Annotated in this window: 16 protein-coding genes; 9 read left to right on the forward strand and 7 right to left on the reverse strand. The window is 40.3% G+C overall.

The genetic code is table 11. From position 1 onward, the window contains the following. Positions 1–178: 178 nt before the first annotated feature. From H9631_RS20930 to mnhG, 8 genes are all read left to right on the forward strand, one after another. A complete protein-coding gene (locus H9631_RS20930; RefSeq protein ID WP_191816223.1) occupies positions 179–1384 on the forward strand; it encodes an MFS transporter in 1206 nt (401 codons plus the stop codon). A gap of 443 nt (positions 1385–1827) precedes the next feature. Continuing rightward, positions 1828–4230: a Na+/H+ antiporter subunit A gene (locus H9631_RS20935; RefSeq protein WP_191816197.1), complete on the forward strand. Its 2403-nt coding sequence runs from the start codon at positions 1828–1830 to the stop codon at positions 4228–4230. Beyond that, on the forward strand, positions 4227–4649 hold the full coding sequence (locus H9631_RS20940) for a Na(+)/H(+) antiporter subunit B (RefSeq protein WP_191816199.1): 423 nt from the start codon (positions 4227–4229) through the stop codon (positions 4647–4649). Before H9631_RS20935 ends, H9631_RS20940 begins: the two co-directional genes overlap by 4 nt. Continuing rightward, on the forward strand, positions 4649–4981 hold the full coding sequence (locus tag H9631_RS20945; RefSeq protein WP_191816201.1) for a Na(+)/H(+) antiporter subunit C: 333 nt from the start codon (positions 4649–4651) through the stop codon (positions 4979–4981). The genes H9631_RS20940 and H9631_RS20945 overlap by 1 nt, the downstream gene beginning before the upstream one ends. After that, positions 4982–6475, forward strand: a complete 1494-nt coding sequence (locus H9631_RS20950) for a Na+/H+ antiporter subunit D (protein ID WP_191816203.1) — start codon at positions 4982–4984, stop codon at positions 6473–6475. It abuts the gene before it with no gap. Between the two features lie 180 nt (positions 6476–6655). Further along, positions 6656–7132, forward strand: coding sequence for a Na+/H+ antiporter subunit E (locus tag H9631_RS20955; RefSeq protein ID WP_191816205.1), 477 nt, complete (start codon positions 6656–6658; stop codon positions 7130–7132). Beyond that, on the forward strand, positions 7132–7416 hold the full coding sequence (locus H9631_RS20960) for a Na(+)/H(+) antiporter subunit F1 (protein ID WP_120116881.1): 285 nt from the start codon (positions 7132–7134) through the stop codon (positions 7414–7416). The genes H9631_RS20955 and H9631_RS20960 overlap by 1 nt, the downstream gene beginning before the upstream one ends. Continuing rightward, positions 7400–7738, forward strand: a complete 339-nt coding sequence (mnhG, locus tag H9631_RS20965) for a monovalent cation/H(+) antiporter subunit G (RefSeq protein ID WP_160705851.1) — start codon at positions 7400–7402, stop codon at positions 7736–7738. The genes H9631_RS20960 and mnhG overlap by 17 nt, the downstream gene beginning before the upstream one ends. A 53-nt stretch (positions 7739–7791) precedes the next feature. Here the strand turns inward: mnhG and H9631_RS20970 are convergent, their stop codons facing one another. The 4 genes from H9631_RS20970 to H9631_RS20985 form a co-directional block, all read right to left on the reverse strand. Continuing rightward, on the reverse strand, positions 7792–9207 hold the full coding sequence (locus tag H9631_RS20970; RefSeq protein WP_191816207.1) for an amidase: 1416 nt from the start codon (positions 9205–9207) through the stop codon (positions 7792–7794). Between the two features lie 168 nt (positions 9208–9375). Continuing rightward, positions 9376–9771, reverse strand: coding sequence for a hotdog fold thioesterase (locus tag H9631_RS20975; RefSeq protein ID WP_191816209.1), 396 nt, complete (start codon positions 9769–9771; stop codon positions 9376–9378). A gap of 135 nt (positions 9772–9906) precedes the next feature. Then, positions 9907–10164 (reverse strand): hypothetical protein, encoded by a 258-nt coding sequence (locus H9631_RS20980; protein ID WP_191816211.1) that lies wholly within the window; start codon positions 10162–10164, stop codon positions 9907–9909. Positions 10165–10274: 110 nt separating this feature from the next. Beyond that, positions 10275–11777: a leucyl aminopeptidase gene (locus H9631_RS20985; protein WP_191816213.1), complete on the reverse strand. Its 1503-nt coding sequence runs from the start codon at positions 11775–11777 to the stop codon at positions 10275–10277. A gap of 741 nt (positions 11778–12518) precedes the next feature. On the opposite strand from H9631_RS20985, the gene H9631_RS20990 reads away from it, so the two are divergent. Continuing rightward, a complete protein-coding gene (locus H9631_RS20990) occupies positions 12519–12998 on the forward strand; it encodes a divergent PAP2 family protein (RefSeq protein WP_191816215.1) in 480 nt (159 codons plus the stop codon). A 379-nt stretch (positions 12999–13377) separates the two neighbouring features. On the opposite strand, the gene H9631_RS20995 is transcribed toward H9631_RS20990, so the two are convergent. From H9631_RS20995 to metG, 3 genes are all read right to left on the reverse strand, one after another. Then, the gene (locus H9631_RS20995) at positions 13378–13758 is read right to left on the reverse strand and encodes a hypothetical protein (protein WP_191816217.1); all 381 of its coding nucleotides are present in this window, start codon (positions 13756–13758) and stop codon (positions 13378–13380) included. Between the two features lie 124 nt (positions 13759–13882). Next, complete coding sequence (locus tag H9631_RS21000; protein ID WP_191816219.1) at positions 13883–14335, reverse strand: GNAT family N-acetyltransferase; 453 nt, start codon at positions 14333–14335, stop codon at positions 13883–13885. Between the two features lie 386 nt (positions 14336–14721). Further along, on the reverse strand, positions 14722–16356 hold the full coding sequence (metG, locus tag H9631_RS21005; protein ID WP_191816221.1) for a methionine--tRNA ligase: 1635 nt from the start codon (positions 16354–16356) through the stop codon (positions 14722–14724). Between the last annotated feature and the right edge of the window lie 144 nt (positions 16357–16500).

The raw sequence follows: 16500 nt of genomic DNA on the forward strand, positions 1-16500 counted from the left end.
CCTAATTGTATAATTTTACCAAATGGACAGTGCCACCTCTGATTAAGGCTTTGCTTTTTTTAGCGTTTTTCAGGAAGATATACTTACAGAATATTAAAACATCGTTTATGCAACGCTAGTGAACTAAAGTATACTATATTTAGATACACGAAATAAATAACAATGAGAAGGTGTTATTATCAGTATCGAGAAACGCAATTTATGGATCATGTGGATCTGCAATTTTATTATTGCGGCCAGTATGACGATGGTATTGCCTTTTCTTTCGTTGTATATCAGTACATTCGGAGACTTTAGCGCCGAATATGTTCAGCGTTGGTCAGGTTTTATTTTCGGAGTTACATTTGTCACAGCTTTTTTCATGTCTCCTATTTGGGGGCGAATTGGGGATAAATACGGATTCAAGCCGATTTTGATCATTAACGGCCTCGGAATTGCATCAAGTATTTTCTTAATGGGGTTCATGCATCACGTTCATGGACTTTTTTTATTGAGGCTGGTCATGGGAATTGTCACAGGTTTCATTCCAACTTCCATCGCGCTCATCGCGAAACAAACACCGAAAAAAGAAGCGGGTGAGACGCTCGGAACCTTACAGATGGGGACTGTATCCGGAACTCTTTTCGGCCCCCTTATCGGTGGAGTAATGGCAGATTCATTCGGCTTCCAATATACGTTTATCATCACTTCCTTGTCAATTGTTCTAGCGACGATGGTCGTGATTTTTGGAATTGTTGAAAAGTCAAACGGTTTGAACAAAGTAAAAGAGAGACCTTCTAGAAAAGCCGTCATCCAGCTAATTTTACAGCGAAGGATGCTTGTTAGCGTCATGGCGATTGCGTTCATAGTCCAAGCAGGATTATTCAGCATACAGCCACTCCTCTCTCTTTATGTAAGTCAACTGACAAAAGCAGACAGTGTCGCCTTTTTATCCGGACTTGCCTTTTCAGCAACAGGATTCGGCAACTTGCTTCTCACAAGGAAATGGGGAAAACTTGGCGATGAAATCGGTTTTGATAAAGTATTGATGATTTTGCTCGTACTGTCGGCTGTGCTAATCGTTCCACAAGCTCTTGTCACGGATCTTTGGCAGTTGGTTATTTTGAGATTCCTTTTTGGAATGGCTGTCGGTGGAATGCTTCCATGCATTACGGCTTACATTAGAACCGAAGCACCTTTTGAGCTTCAAGGAGAAGTCCTTGGTTATAATCAAAGTTTCCGTTTCCTGGGTAATGTGGTTGGCCCGGTAATCGGCGGTGTTTTGTCAGGATATATAGGCATTTCCTCCGTTTTTTACGTAACCGGATTTTTATTTCTTCTGGCTTTCGGAGTGTTATGGTGGAGCTCTAAACAAAGCGAGGCAAAAATAAAGGAAATATATTAAAGAAAAGCGAAAGGCGCGCAGCTTAGGCGACAAGCACAAGGCGAATTGCGAGGAGGCAGTTCTTCAGCCACCACAGCAATTTGACTTGTGACCTCGAGCCGATGGCGCCTGTAGCTAGACATATTAAACCTTAATGTGAACAAAATATTTCATCTAATTTTATACTTTATTAATTGTTTAAAGAAAAGGGGAGCATCCTAAAAAAGATGCTTCTTTTTTTGTCAATATATCTGCAATTCCCGGTGAAATTCCCCTTTTTTATTTGTGAACATTTTATGACATTTTTAGATGGTTAGATGCATCTCTACCTATTTAATATCTTCAGAAGCAAAAAAATGCTTTTCAACTGACAGCCATGAAACAGGTAAATAACTACGCTATAATTTCTGTGAGTCAATATTTGTGACATTTCAGGTTTATATGGAACTGAAGGGGGAGATGTTTTGTCACTTTTACATATTGCAATCTTTGCACCACTGCTGCTTGCAATTTTCATTCCGTTTCTATTTAAAAGATTGCGCCTCATACATACAGGCTGGTTCGTCTTCGGCCTATCCATCATCCTATTCATTTATTTTCTGCAGTTATTGCCAGATATTCGCGACTATGAAATACAAGAAACCATAGATTGGATTCCTTCACTTGGTATCAATTTTACAGTCTATGTAGATGGACTCAGTTTATTATTCACCTTGTTAATTACAGGTATCGGCTCATTAGTTGCCCTTTATTCAATCTATTATCTTTCAAAAGAAAAAGAGGATTTGGGGAGCTTTTACGTTTATTTACTCATGTTTATGGGAGCTATGCTTGGTGTGGTTCTATCAGATAATCTGATTGTTCTTTATACTTTTTGGGAGCTTACTTCCTTCTCTTCCTTTCTTTTGATTGGTTATTGGTACCATAAAGAACGTTCACGTTATGGGGCACAAAAATCCATGCTAATTACTGTTTTCGGAGGATTAGCAATGCTTGGGGGCTTCCTGCTCCTTTATTTGATGACAGGCTCCTTCAGTATAAGGGACATCGTTTCCATGGCATCGGAAATAACTGCCGATCCATTTTTCACCCCTGCATTAGTCCTAGTTTTATTAGGGGCTTTCACTAAATCCGCTCAGTTCCCATTCCATATTTGGCTGCCAGATGCAATGGAAGCACCAACTCCGGTAAGCGCCTACCTCCATTCAGCAACAATGGTAAAAGCCGGCATTTACTTGGTCGCCCGTTTAAGTCCAATTTTTGCAGTACAGGGAACATGGTTCTGGCTTGTGGCTGGTTTCGGTATTTTCACTTTAGCGTGGGCTTCTTTTAACGCGGTAAAGCAAACAGATTTAAAAGCGATTTTAGCTTATTCAACAGTGAGCCAGCTCGGATTGATCATGTCTCTTCTTGGAGTGGGAGCCGCTGCTCTCCATTATAGTTTTTTGGATGACAATTTATATATGGCTGCTACTTTTGCCGCCGTATTTCATTTGATCAACCACGCTACTTTCAAAGGCAGTCTGTTCATGGTTGTTGGGATTGTGGACCATGAAACAGGTACACGCGATATAAGAAAACTTGGAGGGTTGATGCAGATCATGCCCATCACTTTCACTATCGCATTGATTGGAACATTTTCAATGGCTGGACTGCCTCCTTTTAACGGGTTTTTGAGTAAAGAAATGTTTTTAGCAGCTATGGTGAATGTAATGTCTCTTGATATTTTCAACATGGATACTTGGGGTGTATTGTTTCCTGTAATTGCTTGGATTGGAAGTGTCTTTACATTTGTTTACAGCATGCTGCTTCTGTTTAAAACGTTCACTGGAGACTTTAAACCGGAAAAACTGGAAAAGAAGCCGCATGAAGCACCATTTGGCATGCTTCTCCCACCTATTATTTTGGGAGCGCTTGTCGTTGTATTCGGATTTTTTCCAAACATCCTTTCGGCATCCATCATCGAGCCAGCGGCTAAAGCCATCGCGCCAGCACTAATTGATGCGGGGCAGGAATACAATTCGCACATCAGCTTTTGGCACGGTTTTACTCCCGAATTGTATATGACAATAGGCATCATTATTTTTGGAGCTTTCTTATATGTGTCACTGCCCAAATGGGAAAAAATATATAGGCGGTTTCCGGAGAAACTGTCACTTAACTATTTTTATGACCAAAGTCTTATTCGGGCTGAAAGCGGATCCCGCGGTCTGACTAATTCTTATATGAACGGCTCCATCCGAACGTACATGATCTATATACTTATCTCCTTTGTCGGAATACTGGCGTTTTCTATTATAAGAAAAGATGCCTTTTCCTTTACGACAGAAGGCTTGGCGCCCATTGGATTATATGAAGTGGTGCTCGGGATCATTATTTTTGGTGCATCTATAACAATTCTAGTAGCCAAATCAAGATTAACGTCGATTATTGCTTTAGGAGCCGTTGGCTATACTGTCGCACTATTCTTTGTGCTGTTCAGAGCGCCGGATCTTGTGTTAACACAGCTTGTCATTGAAACTATTTCCGTCGCGTTATTTTTGCTCGCATTTTATCACTTGCCAAAAATCAACCGTAAAGAGGAACGGATCGGTTTCAAACTGACAAATGCTCTTGTAGCAGCAGGCGTCGGAGTGATTGTTACGATCATCGCCTTTTCAGCATTAAGCAATAGGCTATTTGAATCAATTTCTCAATACTATGTTGAAAATACCGCGGAAAAAGCAGGCGGATTCAATATGGTCAATGTCATACTTGTCGACTTTAGGGGATTTGATACCATGTTTGAAATTGCCGTTCTCGGCATCGCAGCCCTCGGTATTTACGGCATGATTAAGCTCCGCCTGTCTAGGAGGGAAGACCAGTGAAAACGAATGACATCATCTTACAGACGGTGACTAAATTTGTTTCCTTCATCATTTTGATGTTCGCCCTTCATATATTTTTTGCCGGGCATAACAATCCAGGCGGCGGTTTTGTTGGCGGGCTTCTGACCTCAGGAGCTATCGTTCTACTGCTGCTCGCTTATGATATAAAAACAGTCGCTAACAGTCTGCCAATCGACTTTAAAATAGCAGTGGCAGTTGGGCTATTGTTCGCAGTTGGGACAGGACTTGGTTCTTTGCTTTTCGATATTCCATTTCTAACACATGCATTTGGTGAATGGACCATTCCAATTCTCGGCGAATTACATCTCAATACTGCGGTATTGTTTGATATAGGAGTATATTTAGCTGTCGTCGGCTCAACAATGACCATCATCCAAACGATCGGGGAGGGAGAATAATGGAAATATTCATGTCAGTATTGATCGGCTTCTTATTTGCAAGTGCCGTTTATCTAATGTTATCTAAAAGCCTTCTCCGCATTATTATCGGAACCGGTCTATTAAGCCATGGAGCTCATTTACTGCTTTTGACAATGGCCGGTTTAAAAAAAGGAACTGTGCCCCTACTTGGCGAACAGGCGAATGCTTATACAGACCCAATTCCGCAAGCATTGATCTTAACAGCGATTGTCATTAGCTTTGGCGTAACAGCCTTTTTCCTCGTTTTGGCCTACAGAGCCTACCAGGAGCTTGGGACAGATAACATAGACGAGATGAGAGGAACAGAATAAATGATTAACTTGCTCATATTACCTATCATCATTCCATTCGTGACTGCCGTTATATTAATCTTTTTTCAAAAAAATATTGTTATACAGCGGTGGATTTCCACTATCGCAGCGGCAGGAGGACTGACAGCATCCATTATTCTTGTCCGTACTGTTTATCATGAAGGGATTCAAACATTAAACCTAGGAAGCTGGGAAGCACCATTTGGAATTACACTTGTATCGGATATGCTGTCTGCCCTTCTTGTGACCGCTACGTCTCTAATTACACTTTGCTGCATCCTTTTTTCTTTTCAGTCAATTGGAAAGGAAAGGGAACGGAGCTTCTACTATCCTGTTGTTCAATTCCTCGTTGTCGGGGTGAATGGAGCCTTTACAACGGGAGATATATTTAACATGTTCGTTTTCTTCGAGGTCATGCTCATGTCTTCATACGTTCTCCTGGTGATTGGAGGTACAAAAATCCAGCTTCGAGAATCGATCAAATATATTTTAGTGAATATTACTTCATCGGCTTTATTTGTCATAGCTGTCGCCTATTTATATTCCATTGTCGGGACACTGAACATGGCACATATTTCACAGCGGATTGCCGAAGTGGATCAGCCGGCTATTTTAACAGTCCTTGCTGTCCTTTTCCTCATCGTTTTCGGCCTGAAAGGAGCCATTTTTCCGCTGTTCTTTTGGCTCCCTGGTGCGTATTATGCACCGCCCGCTCCAATTATGGCGTTGTTCGGAGCACTGCTTACGAAAGTGGGAGTCTACTCTATTTTAAGGACCTATACACTGTTTTTCTACCATGATACAGGGTTTACACATGAACTATTGACCGTCCTATCATTAATTACTGTTATTCTTGGATCGATTGCGGCCATTGCCTATAAAGATATGAAAAAGATTGTTATCTATAACATTATCATTGCCATCGGGGTCATCACTTACGGAATTGGAGCAATGAATGCTGACGCCCTCACTGGCTCTGTTTTTTACCTAATTCATGATATGATCATCAAAGCAGTACTCTTCCTTTTGGTGGGGCTCATTGTTTCTATTACCGGCTCCAGCGATTATACGAAATTCAGTGGATTGCTCAAACATTATCCATTGCTTGGATGGTCCTTTTTCATCTCTGTGCTGGCTCTCGCCGGAATCCCGCCGCTTAGCGGGTTTGTTGGCAAAATCTTGATTGTGAATGGCGGTTTTTCAAAAGGAGATATAGTGGGAGCTTTGATTATCTTGATGTCCAGCCTATTCGTTCTCTATTCACTAATGCGGGTGTTCATCAATGGATTTTGGGGCGATCCTGCTGGTAGTATGAAAAAGCCGGAGTTAAAGATTGGAAGCATGTTATTTCCGATTATCATTCTCGTCATCTCATCCATTTCTTATGGATTCTTCTCTGAATGGATGAATATGTATATAACCCAAGCTGTTGAAGTATTGATCGATCCAGCTGTGTACATTGATGCTGTTTTAGGAAATACACAAACATCTTGATTCTTACAGTAAACAATCCATTTCTAAAGAAATGGTTATGCTAATCCGGACAGGCCAGTTTCACACTGCCACGTCCTGCGGTTTCGGCAGACAACTGTATTAGGATTTCCTAGCATTCGGAACAGGATGATGATGTTACATTAATTTCGGAATGACTGCGCAAAGGAGGAAGAGTGTCCCTTGGCATTTCAAATATTACTGAACTTTTTGCTCGCTATTACGTGGATGTTTTTTGAAAGCTCGATGGAATTGTCCACTTTTATCGTCGGCTATCTGCTTGGCGCGTTTGTCATATTTTTTATGCGCAGGTTTTTTTCATCAAGATTTTACGTTTATCGCCTCTTTTCCATCATCAAGCTGATACTAATCTTTTTAAGGGAGCTGTTATTATCTAATCTGGCTGTGCTAAAAGTAGTACTAAGTCCGAAATTGGATATTCAGCCGGGCATTTTCGCGATGGAAACAAGGTTAACTTCGGATTGGGAAGTCACTTTGCTGGCGAACTTAATTACATTGACACCAGGGACACTTGTTGTAGACTTGTCCCCAGATAATAAAATTCTATATGTGCACGCCATGGACATAGAAGATGCAGAAGAAGCGATTGAGGATATAAGAAATTCATTTGAAAAGGCAATTATGGAGGTGAGCCGCTGATGCTGGAAATCATAATCAAAATAGCTCTGTTAGGGTTTGCGGTGTCCTCCTTCATACTATTAATTCGTTTAATTAAAGGCCCCTCAACTCCGGACCGGGTTATTGCATTGGATTCCATGGGAATCAATTTGATTGCTATTACAGCACTCATGTCAATGCTGCTTGCGACAAGTGCCTACCTTGATGTCATCCTGCTGCTGGGAATTCTTTCTTTCATCGGAACAGTAGCTTTCTCGAAATTCCTGGAGAAGGGAGTCATCGTCGAATATGAGCGTAACCGCTGAAATCATCATAGCCGCGTTTATACTGATTGGTGTGTTTTTAAGCCTTGTTTCTTCTTTTGGGGTCATGAGACTGCCAGATGTATACACTAGAAACCATGCGGCCTCTAAATCAACAACGCTTGGAGTAATGTCCACCTTGATAGGCGCCCTTCTTTTCTTTTACCATCATGAAGGTATCATTCACTCTCGCATTTTGCTTGGAATCGTGCTGATATTCATTACCGCTCCTGTTGCAGGACATGTAATCAGCCGGGCAGCATATAATACTGGAGTCAAATTGTCAGAACGAAGTGTACAGGATGATTTGAACAGAGACAAATAGAGATCCCGCCCATAGCTGATAAAAAAATAGGCTATGGGGCGGGATCATTTTTCTTATAGAGACTGCTCCAACAGCGAAGCAAAGCGATAAATATTTGCCTCATCGAAAGCTCTGCCGATCAATTGAATCCCGATTGGAAGTCCAGTTTTCGAAGAGCCGCATGGCATGGATAGACTTGGTAATCCAGTTAGGTTAAACGGACCAGTAAATCGATTAAGTACCAGACTGCTATGAATAGTCGAACCGTTCATAGTGATTTCACGCTGACCTATATTTACAGGGAGGATAGGGACAGTTGGAGTGACTATAATATCCACTTCTGTAAAAACCTTTTCAAATCCTCTGATAGCTTGTTTTTTGATTTGCTGTGCCGCGATATATTGTGTGGCATGCGTATCTTTGGCTGTCAATAAGCGTGAACGAACTTCATCGTCCCACTCACTTGAAAATTCTTGTAGCCTTTTTTCATGGAGGGTATAGGCTTCGCTTGTTAAAGTTGTCCTAAAAGCAGTAAGTATTTCCTCCATGTCAGGAAGATTAACCAGTCTGATTTCTGCACCAACATCCTCAAGCTTCTTAATCGCCTTTAGGTAATGATCCTCAACCTCAGGCTCCACTCCTTTGAAGAAATCTCCTGAAGGAATCCCGATTGCCGCTCCTTTTATGTCCGTTCCGATTAAAGCAGTATAGTCTTCTGTCGGTATCTCGATTGAATATGGATCTTTTTTATCATAACCTGCAAGCACATTCATCAAAATAGCATTGTCGCGAACAGTTTTACTCATTGGTCCGACATGATCAAGTGTCCATCCAAGTGGAAAAACGCCAAAATTACTCACTCTCCCAAATGTCGGCTTCATTCCAACAACTCCGGTAAAGGAAGCTGGAATCCTGATAGATCCTCCAGTGTCTGTCCCAAGAGCACCAAAACAAAACGAAGCAGCTAAAGCCGCTCCTGAACCACTGCTGGAGCCTCCTGTAATTTTATTGGTGTTGTGGGGATTCCTAACTGGACCTGCAAACGAACGGTCTCCAGATGTCCCATAAGCTACTTCGTGCATATTCACTTTCCCTAAAAAAATCGCACCGGCTTCTTTTAGCTTTTTTATCACCGTCGCATCATGGTCAGGGGTATAATCTTTAAAAATAGCTGAGCCCATTGTAGTTGTAATACCCTCAGTATAGACATTATCCTTTATTGCAATGGGAATTCCATGAAGGGGGCCTCTTAATTCTCCGTCCTTGATTTCACGTTCAGCCTTTTTCGCCTGCTCAATTGCTTCTTCAGCTGTAACAGTGATAAAAGAATTGAACTGGCTATCCTCTTCATTAATCTTTTTCAACAACTGACGCGTTACATCAACTGGGGATAGCTGCTTATTTCGGATTGCCTTAGAAAGTGTTGCCAAATCCCACTTTATAAAATCTTCTTCCTGAATACCGGTCAATCCATGTTCCGGTTTCCTCACCCTTACCTCCACCCTTCAAAAAGTATGTAAATAAATTATATCAAGCGATAAATTTATTGCTAGAGATAAGAAAAGTACAAGTAAATCTTGATCAATTATCATTTCCATATAACCTATAATCTCATAGTATTTCCTTCAAACAGTCTCTTTTTCTTACCGCTGTACGACTTATTCATTATCGGGCAGCCCTTTAGGCACAACAGCCACTGTACATCTTGAAATGCAAATTAAGCGGTCCTTTTCGTCCCTTATCCGAATATCCCAAACCATAGTTGTCTTCCCACGATGCACTGCCTCAGCTGTGGCTGTCACCAGCCCGTCCTTTTTAGGCCGTACGTGATTAGCATTAATTTCCAAACCGAAGCAAACCTCTTTTTTCAAGTCAATCAAAGCGGCAGTTCCAACACTGGCTGCCGTTTCCGCCAATGCAACAGATGCGCCGCCATGTAAATATCCATAAGGCTGCCTTGTACGTTCATCCACCGGCATTGTTGCTACAACTCTTCCCTCTCCAATTTCAACGAGTTCTATTCCTAAAGATTGATGCAATCCTTTATGTCTCATCTGGAGTCCTCCAAATATATTTTCATCTATAAATTTTATACTGATATAACCCTTTTTTAAAAGAAGAAAGCCCTCCGGCTATTTCTACCGACGGGCAAATGGAATATCATAAGACTGCCAATCGACAGTTAGAAATCAAAAACCATATGGGGATCCAAATGGCGCTCCATAGCCATAAGGTGCTCCAAAACCATAAGGTGCACCATAACCGAATGGGGCTCCCCCGTAAGGAACCGGGCCATACGGAATAAATGGACGGGGCCTGAATATAGCACTTCCGATACCCGCTCCAATACCGCCTCCTATTAAGCCGCCGATAAAACCGCCTAATAAGGGAGCGCCGAAGAAAAAGCGGCTTTCAGCATAAGGGTCCACATTTCGATAGTACATCATTACAGGTAGCCTCCTTTTATATAAGAGCTCAAAGCTCCTCTATACCTGTTTATGCGGCAAATGCACAGATGCCATGGGCAAATTTCATAAAAACAAGCCCGTTCCGTCCATTATCTTTGCGTGTTTTCTCCAATTGCAAGCATAGCGAGAGTCCGTACCATCACTCCAGTAGCTCCTGAAGGCCCAAGATCGTTTTCCCGGTCAGATGTTGCAGTTCCAGCAATATCTAAATGAACCCATGGGGTATTTTCCACAAATTCTCCGATGAACGCTCCGCCCATGATAGCATGCCCTTCCCTACCAGGTGAATTATTTAGATCGGCAATCTTGCTGGAACGCACCCTTTTCTTATCATTTTCTGTGTAAGGCAACTGCCACATAAATTCACCTGTCCTGTTCGATGCTTCTTTCACTTCTTGATAAAATTCCTCATTATTCGTGATGGCTCCCGTTTTATCAAGACCGAGTGCAATGATAACTCCACCGGTCAAAGTAGCCACATCCACCAGGCGGTCCGCACCATGCATTTTCGCATAGGTGATAGCATCTGCCAGAACGAGGCGTCCTTCCGCATCTGTGTTCAACACCTCAATTGTTTTTCCATTCATTGATGTGATGACATCGTCCGGCTTAAATGCTTTTTCACTGATAACATTATCTGTAGCTGGAATGACAGCAACTACATTCTGTTCAGGTTTGATACGGCCAATCACTTCCATGGCCCCCAGTACAGAAGCTGCACCGCCCATATCTGTTTTCATCCCGACTATTCCATCTTTTGGTTTGATGGAATATCCTCCGGTATCAAATGTTATCCCTTTTCCTACCAATCCAAGAACATCTGTCCAATCCGTTTTTCCTTGGTACTTCAATACAATCATAAAGGGTGGTTCTTCGGATCCCTGATTTACCGCAAGGAATGCTCCCATTCCAAGTTTTTCAATTTCCTTTTTTTCTAAAAGCTCTATTTCAAAGCCATATTCGTCTGCCAATTCAGCTGCATATGCAGCTAAATCGGAAGGCCGCAACAGATTACTCGGTTTATTTACAAGTGTTCTTGCATGGTTTACCCCTATGCCGAATATCCATCCTGTGTTCACAGCCGAGTCAATTTTCTTTCTATCTGCATTTGTAAAAACAGTCACGGTATCAATAAAGACCTCTGGTTCATTGGATTTTTTTCTATAACCGTCAAATTCATATGAAGCCATTGTATAGGCTTCACTCACAGTCCAAGCCGTTTCTTCAACAGAAATGTCACCTGCGATTAATGTGTCCAATGCGATGGAAAATGACTTCACTCGTAAATCCCTTAATTTCTTTGATGCCTTTCCGACTACTTCCCGCAGCCTTTCAACTGTCAGCTCTTTTTCTTTTCCCAACCCGATAAAAATAAATCGCTTAACAGGTGTATTACCTAAGCTATGTAAGACCGTGACTGATTTATATTTGGCAGAAATATCACCTGTTTTTACAAGCTCTGTCAGCTTCCCCTGAAAAGCATGATCAAGCTGTTGCAATCCTGCTGTAAACTTTTTCGGTTGATCAAGCAAACCGATCAACATACATTCCTGGTCACTTTCAAATGGATTTCCATGTGAGATATAAAACAATGCAAACCACTCCTTTGGTTAAGATTATAGAGGAAATATTCGGGAGTTTCGAGTTTTCCAAAAGGATGATTTCTTTTTAAACTGTTGTGGTAATATAGAAATGATCAATAAGAAAATCGCAAGGGCTCCGTTTAGCGACGTACAAACTGTGCCAACAGGATGTTGGTGCGTCGTTGCCACAGGAGTGGCAAACTTAGTCGACATCCTCCAATCTAGATAAAGGAGAAGGAAGTGCTTGGTACCTGCCTAGCAGCTACCAAGCATAAGACGAGCGTTGCAGAAGGCGTAGTTTACCTCCAGGAGCGATTGGCTTATACCTTAAGCACAATGGCACTCACAGCCAGACAAGAGATGAAGAACCTCAAGCTGCCACATCTTGTGCTTTACGTCCTGTACGTCAGAGCTAGACACGGAAATCTGATTAACAATAAAAATTGTCTACTTTCTTTACTTTGAACAAAAGTGAATATACTCGGACAAGGTTATGTGATACCCTTACCTGTTGGACACTGTCGAAGAAAGCATTCTATATCTTTAATAGCCATTTCATCCTTTGATACTGGATCATCTGAACACTCACGTCCAATCGCTTTACTCATTACCATTGCGTCTCAGCCAAACAAGGCTTAAAACAACCAAAAACTCTGACATTGCGAGCTCAGGGCTAGACATAGCCTACATAATAAAACAATGAAAAAATAGGCGTTTTATTGTTTCCTCAACAAGAAAGGGTGTCAATTGATGGATCTGTTTTTAAATTTCCCTCTTTGGTTTGCTCTCACAGCAATCTTCTTTGCTCAGTTTGTGAAAGTTCCCCTCCATTTCATTGTCACAAGAAAATGGGATTGGTCCTTGCTGACCTCAACAGGTGGAATGCCCAGCTCCCACTCCGCAGCAGTAACTGCCCTTTCAACCGGGATTGCTCTTCAGGAAGGACTTGGATCACCCATTTTTGCGGTATCTGCTGTTTTTGCCATAATTGTTATGTTCGATGCAACAGGAGTGCGAAGACAGGCTGGTGAACACGCGGTTGTATTAAATCAGCTTACTTCCGACTTTCAGCGTTTTATAGAAGAAGCAAAGGATTGGCCCGAAAAACCAAAAAATGAAAAAAGGGATGAATTGAAAGAACTGCTTGGACATAAACCAGTAGAAGTATTCTTTGGAGGATTGACTGGAATCGGACTCGCACTTATTCTTTATTATTTTTTGAACCTATAATTTAATTGCAGCAACATTACAGTACAAGATCTTGTTATATGCATCTTCTTCCAAGTAACTGGTCATGCTTCAGGACATCCTAGCGACTTCCGGCTCCTCGTCACTTGAATAATGTTACGATGAGTTTCTCATTTCTAACCTCATAGGACCTGCTCAGAAAAGATAAAAACCCAAAGAATGCTGTAAAATCAACATTCTTTGGGTTTTTAATTTTGCTACCTATATCAAATATGTCTTAGCTTATTTGCATCCAGATTTTATCGAGCTTTTCTCTGAATATCTGTACAAAGCCCTAGGCTCAAAAATTAGATAAAACTAGTTTCAACTTCCAAAACACATCAAACATAAAAGTGCATCTGATTAAAATCAGGACCATTTTTTAATTAATAGCTAAATTTCTCTTTTTTAAACCCACTAAGATCGTAACGATGATACTACAAATACTAACAATAGTACCTACAATAGCAATAACAGTTACCCAAAAACCAGAACCTATAAACCCTATAGGAATAAGGGCGATAAAACTAAGAACTATAAAGGCTTGATAAATCGCAGAAATAATTTTTACAACTAGATGATTAAAGAATGATAAAACCAAAGGTGGTAAAAATAGCACTACTAATATTCCGATAGATAGCCATAAAATAGCTGGCTCATCGAACGAGACAGTATTAGGCCCCGTTGGATTTTTAGCGGCTAATAACACAATAACGACAGATAATATCATCGTTAAAAACACCATAGAAAATCGTTTAACCATAACCTAACTCCTTTTCCCTTAAAACTTAAATGTATAAATTCCCGTTTTAAACAAAAAAAGTAAAAAAACATTTGATAGGGAGGTATATCAGTAAAGAATTCGACCGTAGTTCTCCATTTAAATATTATAACTCTTGAGATAAGCGAACCATATCTTTACATTGTATTCCAGATTCAAAAATCTCTTCTGTGTATCGCCTAATAAAAAAGTCTATGTCGACACCAGTGATTCTGAAACCACATTTTTGGTAAAAAGCCAATTGGGCTATGCTTGAATTGCCAGTACCTACTTCCATTGTTTTGTATCCTTTTGATTTTGCTATTTGAATAGCATTCATCATTAGCTTTTTTCCAATCCCTTTCCCATGATGATCTTCCAACACAGCAATGTTCACTAACTCGACCGTTTCAGGTCGTGTAGGAAGAAGTACATATACTCCAATAATGTCATTACCCATCTCGGCTATAAAGCATTCTCCCCTTTGCACATATTCCTGAACATGTTTTGGAGAAGGATCAGCTAATAACAATAAATCCATGGGAGGTTCTTCATTCATATTTAATTTTCGAATCTCCACCATAACTCTCTCCTATATTTTCTTTTATTTTACATCAGCTTTTGCATCAAAAAACAGAGCTCAAATACTTTTTTTACGTTTTGTCCGGATGTTCATAATCCAATCTAAATGAACATCTGGTGCTACCCATGACAAACATTCCTAATCTTATTGTGATATCCCAAAAGATAAGTGACCATTCTTTGTAGCTTTCAATCAAATACTCCTTTGCATATTTGCGCCCAGATTTGATCGAGCTTCGCTTTAATCAATTTGCCTCTCACTGGAGTAATGCAAAACCAACCAGTCGGAGAAGAACAAACGGTCTTGACTGATCCATTACAAAGGATTTTTAGAGACCCTGTTAATCTTTTTTCACACCTCTCATCAAGAGATCGTGTTTACCATTATAAAACACCTTTATTTAATTTCTCTAATTCTTCCTCAATTTTTTCTAATTCGATTCTGTTATAAAGTTGATTAATTTCGTTAAGAAAAATGGAAGATACCTCTACTTCTTTCCAGCTTAATTCATCTAATCCTAACATTTCTTGAACTTTCTTACTTGAAAAAGGAAGAAAAGGGTTCAGCAGCTGGGCAAGATTTGAAATGATATAGATACAATTAGCCATCGTTTGATTAGATAAAGGGACATCTTCTTTAATTTGAATCCATGGTTTCTGCTCATCAAAATATTTATTTGCATATCGTACAAACTCAAAGATATCCTCTAATGATCTTTTTAAATCCCCCTTCATGATAAGTGATCCGACTTCTTCATAAAGTTTCACGACTTTAGCTCTAATATCAGAATTTATCTTACCTTCGGGTGTTTTACCATGATAATATTTTTCGATAAACTTTAACGTACGATTGACAAAATTACCATATGCACCAAGTAATTCGCTATTATGACTATACACAAATTCGCGCCATGAAAAATCAGTATCGCGGCTTTCAGGAGCATTAATGGTTAAAAAATAACGGATAGAGTCCGCATCATATCTCTCCAATATATCTGGAATCCAGACAGCCCAATTTTTACTAGTTGATAGCTTCTGTTTTTCCAATGTTAAATACTCATTCGAAATGATATGTGTAGGTAATGCAGGATTATTGATGCCCATAAGAATAGATGGCCAAATAACCGAATGAAAAGGAATATTATCCTTTCCATGAATATAATAAGAAATGGTTTCATCATTCCACCAATCTTTTATATTTTCGTCATGTTGCTTAGCCCACTCAATACTTGCAGTTAAATAGCCTGCCACCGCTTCAATCCACACATAAATTTTTTTACCTTTAAAACCTTGTATCGGAACTTCAACTCCGTTTGGCAAATCACGCGTAACTGCTCGGTCAGGCACACCCTCTTGTAAATATCTAGTTGTTAAAGAAATCGCATTTTCACGCCATCTATTTTCCTGTTGCGCTTTCGCTACAAAGGCTTCTAAAGGTTTCTGGAACTGACTAAACGAAAAATAAAAATGCTCTGTTTCTTTAATCGCTGGCGCGTTCCCACAGATTTTACAGCGCTTATCAATTAAATCAAGCGGATCTAAAATAGCAGAACAATTATCACATTGGTCTCCCCTGGCTTTCGCACCGCAATTCGGGCAAATACCTTCTACAAAACGATCTGGTAAAAACTGTTGATCTGTTTCACAATACGCCTGTTCAATCGTCTTTTTGTAAAGATATCCATTGTCAAGTAGTTGTAAAAACAGGGCCTGCACTGACTTGTGATGATGTTCAGCATCTGTACGAGTGTACAAATCATAGGAAAAACCTAACTCTTGAAAACACTCCACAAATTCTTTGTGATACCGGTTTGCAATTGCTTCAACTGTTGTATTTTCTTGATTTGCTCGGATTGATATCGGTGTACCATAACAGTCACTACCTGATACGTACAGTACTTGTTCTCCTTTCTGTCTGAAATACCTCGCTAAAATATCTCCTGGTAATAAAGCTGTTATATGCCCTAAATGCAGTGACCCATTAGCATAAGGCCACGCCCCGCCGATAAAAATAGTCATAATTGCTTCCTCCCTCTATAAATATTGATATATCAACGGTTTGAACCGTTATTAGGGTGTCAAAACTTTTTTTTCGACACGCGAATTCCCAATAATTATTTATTCTGTAAAACTATTACAGTGTAGGGGTACGCTACGCGGTCG

Source organism: Bacillus norwichensis (genome assembly GCF_014836955.1).
Classification (GTDB): Bacteria; Bacillota; Bacilli; order Bacillales; family Bacillaceae_C; genus Siminovitchia; species Siminovitchia norwichensis.